Raw genomic sequence first — 11,805 nt, 5'->3', positions numbered from 1 at the left:
TTGAAAGACTTGCTCGATATCATGCGCAAAAAGACGGATTCAGACGGTCATGCTCCTGTAGAGTTTGATCGCATCCGTATTGGTCTTGCGTCACCAGAAATGATTAAGTCATGGTCTCACGGTGAAGTTAAAAAGCCAGAAACCATTAACTATCGTACGTTCAAGCCTGAACGTGATGGTTTGTTCTGTGCCAAAATCTTTGGTCCAGTAAAAGATTATGAATGCTTGTGTGGTAAATACAAGCGTATGAAATACAAAGGCGTCATTTGTGAAAAATGTGGCGTTGAAGTGACTACTGCGAAAGTTCGTCGTGAACGTATGGGTCATATTGACCTTGCTTCACCGGTTGCGCACATCTGGTTCTTGAAATCATTACCAAGCCGTATCGGTCTTCTTTTAGACATGACGCTGCGTGATATTGAACGTGTATTGTATTTCGAATCTTATGTAGTGACCGATCCGGGTATGACTCCATTTGAGAAATACCAGCTTCTAAACGATGAAGAATACTTCAATGCATTAGAAGAACACGGTGATGAATTCACAGCGAAAATGGGTGCTGAAGCGGTTCAAGACCTGTTGAAAGACATCGATCTTGAAGCTGAAATTGCACGTCTTCGTGAAGAAATTCCTGTTACAACGTCAGAAACCAAGCTGAAAAAGGCCTCTAAACGTTTGAAGTTGATGGAAGCATTCAACGATTCAAACAACAAGCCAGAATGGATGGTATTGACTGTACTTCCAGTTCTTCCACCAGATCTTCGTCCGCTTGTACCACTTGAAGGTGGTCGTTTCGCGACTTCTGACCTGAACGATCTTTATCGTCGTGTGATCAACCGTAACAACCGTTTGAAGCGTCTTCTTGACCTTGCTGCGCCAGACATCATCGTACGTAACGAAAAACGTATGTTGCAAGAGTCTGTAGATGCATTGCTGGATAACGGTCGTCGCGGTCGTGCAATTACCGGTTCGAACAAGCGTCCACTTAAATCTTTGGCAGACATGATCAAAGGTAAACAGGGTCGTTTCCGTCAAAACTTACTTGGTAAGCGTGTTGACTACTCTGGCCGTTCGGTAATTACTGTTGGTCCAAACCTGCGTTTGCACCAATGTGGTCTTCCGAAAAAAATGGCACTTGAACTGTTCAAGCCATTTATTTTTGCGAAACTACAGGCATCTGGTCAAGCAACCACCATTAAAGCTGCGAAGAAAATGGTTGAGCGCGAAACCCCAGAAGTTTGGGACGTACTTGCTCACGTGATTCGTCAACATCCAGTGATGTTGAACCGTGCACCAACTCTTCACCGTCTGGGTCTTCAAGCATTTGAACCGATCCTGATCGAAGGTAAAGCGATCCGTCTACATCCACTCGTATGTGCTGCGTTTAACGCCGACTTCGATGGTGACCAGATGGCGGTACACGTACCATTAACACTTGAAGCTCAGCTTGAAGCTCGTGCGTTAATGATGTCGACAAACAACATCTTGTCTCCAGCGAACGGTGAGCCAATCATCGTACCGTCTCAGGACGTTGTCTTGGGCTTGTATTACATCACGCGTGATGCAATCAATGCCAAAGGTGAAGGCATGGTGTTCGCGGATACTCACGAAGTAAACCGTGCACTGGCAACAGGTCAGGTTGATCTACACGCTCGCGTTAAAGCACGTGTACACCAGACTGTGATCGACGAAGACGGTAACCGCGAACAGCAAACCATTATTGTAGATACGACGCCTGGTCGCTGCCTACTTTGGGAAGTTGTACCTGAAGGGATGGATTTCCAGCAAATTAACGTTGAGATGACCAAGAAAAACATCTCTAAGTTAATTAACTCTTGCTACCGTAAATTGGGTCTGAAAGATACTGTTATCTTCGCTGACCAATTAATGTACTTGGGCTTCCGTCAAGCGACGCGTTCAGGTGTATCTGTCGGTATGGAAGACATGGTTATTCCACCGCAAAAACAAGCAATTATTGGTAAAGCGGAAGCTGAAGTTCGTGAAATCGAACAACAGTTCGAACAAGGTTTCGTAACTGCCGGCGAACGTTATAACAAAGTGGTCGATATTTGGGCACGTACCAATGACCAGGTTGCTAAAGCGATGATGGACAACTTGTCTTTCACCACTGTGAAGAACAAACAGGGTGAAGATGAGAAGCAAAAATCATTCAACTCGATCTACATGATGTCTGACTCGGGTGCCCGTGGTTCGGCAGCTCAGATTCGTCAGTTGGCGGGTATGCGTGGTTTGATGGCGAAGCCGGATGGCTCGATCATTGAAACCCCAATTAAAGCGAACTTCCGTGAAGGTTTGACCGTACTTCAGTACTTCATCTCGACACATGGTGCGCGTAAAGGTTTGGCCGATACAGCACTTAAGACTGCAAACTCTGGTTACTTGACTCGTCGTCTGGTAGACGTTGCGCAGGACTTGGTCATTACCGAGCCAGATTGTGGTACCTTCGACGGCCTAGTAATGACTCCGTTCATTCAGGGTGGTGATGTCATCGAGAACCTGGGTGCACGAGTATTGGGTCGTGTAGTTGCTGAAGATGTCAAGAAAGTGGGTACAGATGAAGTTCTGCTTCCACGTAATACTTTAATTGACGAGAAACTGGCTGCGTTTATCGAAAGCCAGGGTGTCGACGAAATTAAAGTGCGTTCAGTCGTGAACTGTGCATCTACCTTCGGTGTATGTGCGAAATGTTACGGTCGTGACCTGGCACGTGGTCATCAGGTGAACCCGGGTGAGTCTGTTGGTGTTATGGCAGCTCAATCGATTGGTGAGCCAGGTACACAGTTAACCATGCGTACCTTCCACGTGGGTGGTGCTGCGAGCCGAACTTCTGCTGCAAACAGCGTACAGGTTCGTAACCAGGGTACAGTACGTTTCCACAACGTGAAAACAGTACAACATGCCAAAGGTCACTTGGTATCGACTTCACGTTCAGGTGAAATCGGTATTGCGGATGACTTAGGTCGTGAGCGTGAGCGCTATAAAATTCCATACGGTGCATCTATCTTGCTCAAAGATGGCGAAGCTGTAGAAGCAGGCGGTATCGTGGCGACTTGGGATCCGCATACACATCCATTGGTAACAGAAGTTGCTGGTAAAGTGCGTTTCAGCCAGATTGCTGATGGCGTGACGGTTACTTCTAAAACTGATGATGCAACAGGTATGTCAACCATCGAAATCTTGCCAGTGACTTCACGTCCTGCGTCAGGTAAAGATTTGCGTCCTGCTGTTGTATTAGACACAGTCGATGGTGGTGAGCAGTTCTACTTCCTGCCACAAAACACGATTCTTTCTGTTCGCGATGGCGAAACAATTGGTGTCGGTGACGTAATCGGTCGTGTACCACAAGAATCTTCACGTACTCGTGATATTACCGGTGGTCTGCCACGTGTAGCTGACTTGTTCGAAGCACGTAAGCCGAAAGAGCATGCAATCCTTGCAGAAGTGTCAGGTGTTGTGAGCTTTGGTAAAGAGACCAAAGGTAAGAACCGTCTGGTGATTACGCCGGATGATGGCTCTGAAATCTATGAAGAGCTGATTCCGAAATGGCGTACCATTAACGTGTTCGAAGGCGAGCATGTAAACCGTGGTGAGACGATTTCTGATGGTCCACAAAACCCGCATGACATTTTACGTCTGAAAGGTGAAGTGGCATTGACGAATTACATCGTGAACGAAGTTCAGGACGTATACCGTCTGCAAGGTGTAAAAATCAACGATAAGCATATTGAAGTGATCGTACGTCAAATGCTGCGTAAAGTTGATATCACTGACGGTGGAGATACTAGCTTCATCAAAGGCGAACAAGTGGATTACATCCGTGTTGTTCAGGAAAACCAAGCAGTTCTTGCGCAAAACAAGTTCCCTGCGAAGTTTGAACGTCAATTGATGGGTATTACCAAAGCATCGCTTTCTACTGACTCGTTCATCTCTGCTGCATCGTTCCAGGAAACCACACGTGTGTTAACTGAAGCGGCTGTAACAGGTAAAGAAGATGATTTACGCGGCTTGAAAGAGAACGTGGTTGTAGGTCGTCTGATCCCAGCGGGTACAGGTTTGGCTTACCACTTAGAGCGTCGTCGTCAAGAAGCAGAAGCTGCAGAATTTGAACTGCATAATAACTTCTCTGATGTGGACCAAGCTTTAAGCCAGGCATTTAACGAAGAATTCTAATTCAAGTTAAAGCTTAAAAAAGAGACGCCTTCGGGCGTCTTTTTTTATACAAAACTCATCCAGATAGCTTCCTCAACATGGGAATTATCCACTGATACTTACAAAAATCAGCAGGAATACCGAGAGAAATAACACGCTGCAGATTTTAGTTCCATAAAATGAAGATAAGCTTAATTAAAACAAGACAAGACAGGAAGGCCAAGGTCATGAAAAAGTTAATCGGTGTTATGGCAGTTGCCACGCTTTCCACCTTTATGTTGGCAGGTTGTGAAAACATGTCGAGCAAAAATCAACGTATTGGTGCTGCTGCCTTAGGTGGTGCCGTCGGTGGTGGCGTAGGTAATAGTGTCGGTGGTGGTGTCGGTTCTGCGATTGGTGGTGGTGCCGGTGCTGCAGTAGGTAGTAAATCCCAAGGTGGTTCCAACCGTAATGCAACCTATAGTGGTGTAGGTGGTGCGGTAGGATCAGCAGTCGGTAAAAGCATCTTTGGTGGTAATGCCGGTGCTGCAATCGGTGGTGCCATCGGTGGTGGTGCCGGAGCTGCCATTGAACAGGATAACCGTCGTCGTTAAGTCCTGTTTCACTTGTAAAATAATCTAAATTTAAAAGCGCCATATGGGCGCTTTTATCTTATTTGACAGATAGGCTTTTCCCTTTGCTCTGTTTTCGCCGGATATAAACCGTTTTCTCTACTTCCGCAATCCTGACCCCGGCTTCATCATAGATATTTAGCTGATAATTGCGGTATACAGGTGCATTGTTGGCCGCCAAATTGATAATTGTGCTGATTTCTTCAGCAGAGATCCGGATGTCCGCGATCACGGTGCCGCGGCCAGGAGCCAAAAACTGAATACTGGCACCTTTATCCCAGACCAGATATTTCGGCCCCAAATGATGCATCAGCAGTAACATATAAAAAGGATCGACCATCGAATACAGGCTGCCACCAAAATGTACGCCGACAATATTCTGGTTTTTACGGGTTAGCGGCATTTTGACCCGCACGTGATAATTATTAAAATCAATCTTATCAATTTCGATACCTGCACCCCGGTAAGGAGCATAGCGGTTCAAAATAAATTTTGATACCAGCGGCAGTTGTTGAATTTTCTGGAATAGGTTCATACTGACATTCTTTTTGTGGCTTTGATTATGCATACTAGAGCAACAAAAATGCGCTAGCATTGATCAATCATGCCGATTTATAAACTAAGCGGTCAATAACAAGAACAGGATTAAAAGATGGAAATGCAAACACAATGGGTCGATACCACGGATCAGCAGCGGCTCTGTGTCAGAACTTATGGACAGCCCACACAGCCGGCATTGGTGCTGGTTCATGGCTATCCCGATCATCAGATGGTTTGGGAGCCAGTCATTCATTATTTAACTCAGAACTACTTTATTGTGACCTATGATGTACGTGGTGCAGGTGAGTCCAGTATTCCTAAAAAAATCTCGGATTACCGTCTGGCACGTTTAAGTCAGGATCTGGAAGAAGTAGTGAATAAGGTATTGCCGAATCGAGCTTTTCATTTGGCTGCACATGACTGGGGCTCAATTCAGTCTTGGGAATCTGTCACAGATTTTAGATTCAAAGGCCGAATTTTGTCTTATAGCACGCTGTCCGGCCCCTGTCTGGACCATGCAGCTTTCTGGATGCGCGAACAGTTCCAGCAAAACAGAACAAAATTCTTAAAGCAGATGAGCAAGTCTTGGTATATCGCGGTGTTTCAGCTGCCCTGGGTGGCACCTTTGGCCTGGAATTTTTTTAATCCGCAGCGTTGGGCCAAGATCGTTGAGCAACTGGAAAAACGCGATGATCTGCCGCTTAATCCCTATATTGTCAAAGATGGAAAATATGGTGTGAATCTGTATCGGGCTAACTTTTTGCCACGTTTAGCTCAACCACGGCAGCGCTTTGCAATCTGTCCTGTACAAGCGATTGTGTTGCAAAATGATAAGTTTGTCGGCCCTGATCTGATCGATGAAGTGTCTAAATGGGTGGATGATTTTTCGAGAGTAGAATTGGCTGCCAATCACTGGGCGATTCTGAGTCAGCCAGAGCAAGTTGCTCAATTAATTGATCATTTTATTCAGAAGAAGTCTGCGGTCATCGATTGAGAAGCCGCTTTGTGAAGCATGACCCGGCGAGGAGAAAGTGGCGGAATTTTTATCCGTATTTTCTGATAAAATAGCGGCTTTCTCTCTATCTCCGATTCATTATGTTCGCAATTCTTGCTGCTATTGGAGTCATGTTTGGACTCTCATTGGCACGTGTACCTGTGGTTTTTGCCCTGGTCATTGGTGCTGTTACAGGTGGTTTATTGGCAGGTCTTGGCCTGCAGGGTACCTTAGACGCATTTAACAATGGTTTGGGTGGTGGGGCCAAAATTGCCTTGGCTTACGGTATTCTAGGTGCATTTGCTTTGGCCTTGGCACGTTCGGGTTTACCGGATTTACTGGCCTATAAAATGATTAGCACCTTAAAGGGTGAGGCGGATTTTAAAGCACAGAACCGGATGAAATATCTGATCTTTTTCACCGTCGCTATTGCTGCAGTGTTCTCACAGAATGTCATTCCTGTGCATATTGCTTTCATTCCGGTACTGATTCCACCGCTATTGATTGTATTTAACCATTTACAGCTGGATCGCCGTCTGGTGGCCTGCCTGCTAACCTTTGGCTTGGTTGCAACCTATATGCTGATTCCAGTGGGTTTTGGTGCGATCTTCCTGAATGATATTCTGGGTTATAACATCAATACTTTTGGTAAGCCTTATGGTTTTGAAATCAGCTATGACCAGATTCCATCTGCCATGGCGATCCCGGTATTTGGAATGTTCGTTGGCTTATTGGTGGCTATATTTATCAGCTATCGTAAACCGCGTCAGTATAAAGACATTCAGATTGAAAAGCCGCAAAGTATTTCATCTGAACTCGGGGTAGAGCCACAGCTTAAACCTGAAATTTCGAAATTCACTATCTGGATGGCCGGTCTGGCTGTTATTTTAACCCTGGTAGTGCAACTGTACTCAGATTCAATGATTCTAGCAGGTCTGGTCGGTGTGGCGATTCTCAGCTGTGCCGGTATTTTCAAGTGGAAAGAAGCGGATGATGTGATAATTACCGGTATGCGCATGATGGCGCTGGTCGGTTTTATCATGATTGCAGCACAAGGTTTTGCAGCCGTGATTGAAGCCACCAATCAGGTGCCTGCGCTGGTCGAGGCATCGGTCCACTGGATTGGTAATAGTCAGGCACTGGCCGCATTTTTGATGCTGCTGATCGGTCTGCTGATTACCTTAGGTATTGGTTCGTCTTTCTCAACCATTCCGATTCTAGCGATTATCTATGTGCCGCTTTGTATCCAGTTCGGTTTTAGTCCTGCAGCGACTATTGCGATTATCGGGACTGCAGCAGCTTTGGGTGATGCCGGTTCCCCAGCATCGGATTCAACTTTAGGTCCGACTTCGGGTTTAAACATGGATGGTCAACATGACCATATGAAAGACAGCGTAGTCCCTACCTTTATTCATTTTAATATTCCGCTGATCATTTTTGGCTGGATTGCAGCTATGGTCCTCTAAGGAAATTTTAATCTGCCCTGATATAGATCAGGGCAGATTAATCTGGATTTAAAATAAATTATAAGATGTATTTTAAATATTTTTATTAAAGATTAAATTAATATAAACCTGATTGTTTTACTCTGAATAAAGCCTGTTAATCTGATTAATTCACTTGGTATTTAAAACCAACCTTTCCAGTCAATTTAAAATAAATTTAAAGTTAAAACAATATCTTAAATAATAATTGAAAATTAGTTTTATAATCTGTATTGCATATTATTTTCTATCGTGTTTATTATTAATTAGGGTTTATTTTTTAATAATTATTCTTCCAGTGGGGTGTTTAAAATGTTAAAGCAAATTACTTTAATTGCATTAATGGGTCTTTCTGCATCTGCGATGGCAGGTCCGTGGCAAGTTAAAGTGGGTGCGAGTTCTTTGGCACCAACAAGCGATACTGAAATTGCACCAGGTTTAGTCGTAGAAGCCGATCAGGAATATGGTTTTACTCCTTCTGTTGAATATTTCTTCAATGACAATATTTCGGCAGAATTATTATTGGCTGCCCCGTTTAACCATGACATTTCTGCTCAGGGTCTAGGGAAAATTGCCAAGATTAAGCATCTTCCACCAACCATTACCGCAAAATATCACTTTAAAAACTCTACACGTTTTACGCCATACGTAGGTTTGGGTGGAACAGCCTTTATTGCTTGGGATGAAGAAGGTGCAGCAAAAGACGTCAAAGAGGAATTTGGTATTGCTGGACAAGTCGGTTTTAACTATCAACCGGCAGATGCTAAAAACTGGGGTGTGTTTGTAGATGTGCGTTATGCGGATTTGAGTCCTGAAGTGACTTTAGATGATGCAACAGCTGCAGCAGTTGGAAAATCTAAATTTAATTTAGATATTGATCCGATTGTTTATACATTGGGTTATAGCTACAAATTCTAAAAAGTTTAAGCTTCCACATTCCTGGATTGATTTTCCAATAGCCTCATCTTGTATGAGGCTTTTTTTTCAAAATAACAACGATTTATAACGTGTTGAAATTGAGCAGATCGGCAATGTTCAACTATATTAAAACGAATAAAGTAAACATTAATTGAATACGACTTAATAATTGAATAATAAGGAAGATCAGCATGAAGTTTTTAATCCAAGGTATTGTGATCTTCTCCAGTCTGCTGGCAGCATCTGCCTATGCAGCAAGCTTTGAGTGTCAGAAAGCTGTAACTGGTACAGAAAAAACGATTTGTGAGCATCGACTGCTCAATGATGCCGATGTCAAGATGAGCACCAGCTACCATATTTTACGCCGTATGGTACCGATGGGAACGCGCTCGGTGATTCAGCGCGATCAGGTCAAATGGTTGCAGTTTCGCGACCGCTGCCAGGAATCGGTGTCTTGTCTGAGTCAGGTCTATAACATGCGTCAGCAGCAGCTGGACCTGCAGTTTGAGCGTATCTATAAAATGGGACCTTATTAAGATTCATTGATTCAATCTATTAATCTGATAAAGATAAAAAATCTAAATTTTTTTGAGAAAAAATCCACTTCAGACTATTGAAAATTATTGAACTCACTCCATTCATATAGGCAGCAGTTAATATCTGTATTTACAATAATAGGAGTGATTCATGAGCGATTTAAACGTACAAAAACACAGTTTCCAGGCCGAGGTAGCACAGTTACTGCACCTCGTGACCCATTCGCTTTACTCAAATCCTGAAATTTTCCTGCGCGAACTGATTTCCAATGCCTCGGATGCATGTGACAAATTGCGTTTTGAAGGCATTAATCATCCTGAATATTATGAAAATGATCCAGACCTACATGTTCGGGTCAGCCTTGATCCAGAAAATAAAACTATTACCATTTCAGATAACGGGATCGGCCTGAGCCAGCAAGAAGCGATTGATAATTTGGGGACTATTGCAAAGTCTGGTACCAAAGATTTTATGTCTAAACTGACTGGAGATCAGAAAGCCGATGCCCAGCTGATTGGCCAGTTTGGGGTAGGATTCTATTCAGGTTTTATCGTGGCAGACAAGATTACGGTAGAATCGCGTCGTGCCGGTACAGATGCCTCAGAAGGTGTGCGCTGGATCAGCGAGGGCACGGGTGAGTTCGAAGTTGAACAGATTACAAAAGAAAGCCGGGGTACCGATATTATCCTGCACCTGCGTGAAGATGCCCTGGATTATCTGCAAAGTTATAAAGTAAAGCAGATCATCAACAAGTACTCGGATCACATCAGCTTACCAATCCAGATGCAAAAAGAAGTCTGGCAGGAAGATGAAGCTGCTGAAGGTGAAACACCGAAAGGCGGTCACTATGTGAAGACTGATGAATGGGAAGCCATTAACTCGGCCAGCGCGCTCTGGACCCGTAACAAGTCTGAAATTAGCGAAGAGCAGTATATCGAGTTCTATAAAAACCTGACGCATGATTCTGCTGCACCTTTGGCCTGGGCGCACAATCGGGTCGAGGGCAGCACGGAATACACCCAGCTGCTTTATATTCCAAGCAAGGCACCACAGGATATTTTTACCCGTGAAGCCAAAGCAGGCATCAAGCTGTATGTCAAACGCGTCTTCATTATGGATGACGCGGATAACCTGATTCCAAACTATCTGCGCTTTGTACAGGGTGTAGTGGACAGTGCCGATCTTCCGCTCAATGTCAGCCGTGAGCTGTTGCAGGAAAGCCGCGATGTGAAAACCATCCGTGAAGGCAATACCCGCCGTATTCTGACCACTTTAGATAGCCTGGCAAAATCTGAAGATGAAAAAGATCAGGAAAAATTCAAGACTTTCTACCATGAATTTGGTGCGGTACTGAAAGAAGGTCTGGGTGAGGACTTTACGAACCGTGAACGTATCTTAAAGCTGTTGCGCTATGCTACCTCGACCAACGACGAAGTTAGCACTTCATTGGCGGACTATAAGGCACGCATGAAAGAAGGCCAGAAGGCCATTTACTACATCACTGCAGAAAGCCTGAACGCTGCGAAGAATTCGCCACAACTGGAACTGTTCAAGAAAAAAGGCATTGAAGTACTGTTGATGTCTGAGCGTGTCGATGAATGGGCCATGAACTTCGTACATGAATTCGATGGTACGCCATTGCAGAACGTGTCCAAGGGTGCAGTTGACCTCGGTGATTTGCAAGACGCCGAAGAGAAAAAAGCGCTAGAAGCTGCGGCTGAACAGTTTAAGCCAGTAGTTGAGAAACTGACTGATTCTCTCAAAGACAAAACCAAAGAAGTGCGTGTGACTACTCGTCTGGTTGATTCTCCAGCCTGTCTGGTCACAGGTGAAGGCGAGCTATCTCCGCAGTTAATCCGTATACTGAAAGATGCCGGACAGCCTGTTCCTGACATTAAGCCGATTCTTGAAATTAACCCTGAACATCCGCTGGTGAAAAAACTGGAAGGTTCGGCCCAGTTTGATGATCTGGCCAATGTGATTTTTGATCAGGCCATGATTGCAGAAGGGGGGTTGCCAGAAAATCCGGCTGAGTATGTGAAACGTATTAACAGCCTGCTGTTAGGTTAATTTTCTAGGCTTCAAAAATCCCTCTTCGGAGGGATTTTTTCATAGCTTGAATTCATTCCTGAAAACTTTAATTTTCTTTGCATAATTTTAAAAAGCGTGAGCTCATATAAAGAAATACCTTTAATTTTATAATCTTTAAATGGGATAGATTATTGAATATTAATTCATAATGGAGATTATTGAGATTGAAGAGTTCTTCATGAAAAAATTGCTAGTAATAAGTCTAGGTACAGATCATGCTGATCTCAATGAGTGCATTAGCTTTGGCCGACACGGCATCTAAGAAAAGTGTTGCATAATGATCATATTGGCTTTCAGGCATCGGTCAAAAAAGACGTACCAAAATTACAGCGTATCCAGTGTGCTAATCGTGTGGAATTCAATATGTCACAGATGGGGCTCATCCTTGCAAGAAAAGCGCGTATAGGGGGCAGCAATCGTCTTGTCTCCACGACACATTACTCTCCTGAATAAGCATTGA

General features: G+C 44.1%; 8 protein-coding genes. 7 read left to right on the top strand and 1 reads right to left on the bottom strand.

The window, feature by feature from the left end:
- Together rpoC and AY605_RS02935 are read left to right on the top strand one after the other, a co-directional pair.
- A complete protein-coding gene (gene rpoC / locus AY605_RS02940; RefSeq protein WP_064094970.1) occupies positions 1 to 4,191 on the top strand; it encodes a DNA-directed RNA polymerase subunit beta' in 4,191 nt (1,396 codons plus the stop codon).
- Between the two features lie 206 nt (positions 4,192 to 4,397).
- Complete coding sequence (locus AY605_RS02935) at positions 4,398 to 4,763, top strand: hypothetical protein (RefSeq protein ID WP_064094969.1); 366 nt, start codon at positions 4,398 to 4,400, stop codon at positions 4,761 to 4,763.
- Between the two features lie 58 nt (positions 4,764 to 4,821).
- Here AY605_RS02935 and AY605_RS02930 read toward each other — a convergent pair whose 3' ends face one another.
- The gene (locus AY605_RS02930) at positions 4,822 to 5,316 is read right to left on the bottom strand and encodes a DUF4442 domain-containing protein (protein WP_191730312.1); all 495 of its coding nucleotides are present in this window, start codon (positions 5,314 to 5,316) and stop codon (positions 4,822 to 4,824) included.
- Positions 5,317 to 5,433: 117 nt separating this feature from the next.
- On the opposite strand from AY605_RS02930, the gene AY605_RS02925 reads away from it, so the two are divergent.
- From AY605_RS02925 to htpG, 5 genes are all read left to right on the top strand, one after another.
- Positions 5,434 to 6,315, top strand: a complete 882-nt coding sequence (locus tag AY605_RS02925) for an alpha/beta fold hydrolase (protein WP_064094967.1) — start codon at positions 5,434 to 5,436, stop codon at positions 6,313 to 6,315.
- 101 nt (positions 6,316 to 6,416) lie between these two features.
- Positions 6,417 to 7,781, top strand: a complete 1,365-nt coding sequence (locus tag AY605_RS02920) for a Na+/H+ antiporter family protein (RefSeq protein WP_064094966.1) — start codon at positions 6,417 to 6,419, stop codon at positions 7,779 to 7,781.
- A 330-nt stretch (positions 7,782 to 8,111) separates the two neighbouring features.
- Positions 8,112 to 8,717 carry an OmpW/AlkL family protein gene (locus AY605_RS02915; RefSeq protein ID WP_064094965.1) on the top strand — a complete coding sequence of 202 codons (606 nt, stop codon included), beginning with the start codon at positions 8,112 to 8,114 and terminating at the stop codon, positions 8,715 to 8,717.
- A gap of 191 nt (positions 8,718 to 8,908) precedes the next feature.
- Positions 8,909 to 9,253: a lysozyme inhibitor LprI family protein gene (locus tag AY605_RS02910; protein ID WP_064094964.1), complete on the top strand. Its 345-nt coding sequence runs from the start codon at positions 8,909 to 8,911 to the stop codon at positions 9,251 to 9,253.
- A gap of 151 nt (positions 9,254 to 9,404) precedes the next feature.
- A complete protein-coding gene (htpG, locus tag AY605_RS02905; protein WP_064094963.1) occupies positions 9,405 to 11,324 on the top strand; it encodes a molecular chaperone HtpG in 1,920 nt (639 codons plus the stop codon).
- The last annotated feature ends 481 nt before the right edge of the window (positions 11,325 to 11,805 follow it).

Source organism: Acinetobacter sp. SFD, assembly GCF_001647575.1.
In the GTDB taxonomy this organism is placed as follows: Bacteria; Pseudomonadota; Gammaproteobacteria; order Pseudomonadales; family Moraxellaceae; genus Acinetobacter; species Acinetobacter pecorum.
This window is presented reverse-complemented; position numbering and strand designations above follow the sequence as displayed.

Bases quoted from the DNA above. Each gene is read 5' to 3' on its own strand.
- AY605_RS02925 (WP_064094967.1), top strand. From the start codon at position 5,434: ATGGAAATGCAAACACAATGGGTCGATACCACGGATCAGCAGCGGCTC.
- AY605_RS02935 (WP_064094969.1), top strand. From the start codon at position 4,398: ATGAAAAAGTTAATCGGTGTTATGGCAGTTGCCACGCTTTCCACCTTT.
- htpG (WP_064094963.1), top strand. From the start codon at position 9,405: ATGAGCGATTTAAACGTACAAAAACACAGTTTCCAGGCCGAGGTAGCA.
- AY605_RS02915 (WP_064094965.1), top strand. From the start codon at position 8,112: ATGTTAAAGCAAATTACTTTAATTGCATTAATGGGTCTTTCTGCATCT.
- AY605_RS02930 (WP_191730312.1), bottom strand. From the start codon at position 5,316: ATGAACCTATTCCAGAAAATTCAACAACTGCCGCTGGTATCAAAATTT.
- AY605_RS02920 (WP_064094966.1), top strand. From the start codon at position 6,417: ATGTTCGCAATTCTTGCTGCTATTGGAGTCATGTTTGGACTCTCATTG.
- AY605_RS02910 (WP_064094964.1), top strand. From the start codon at position 8,909: ATGAAGTTTTTAATCCAAGGTATTGTGATCTTCTCCAGTCTGCTGGCA.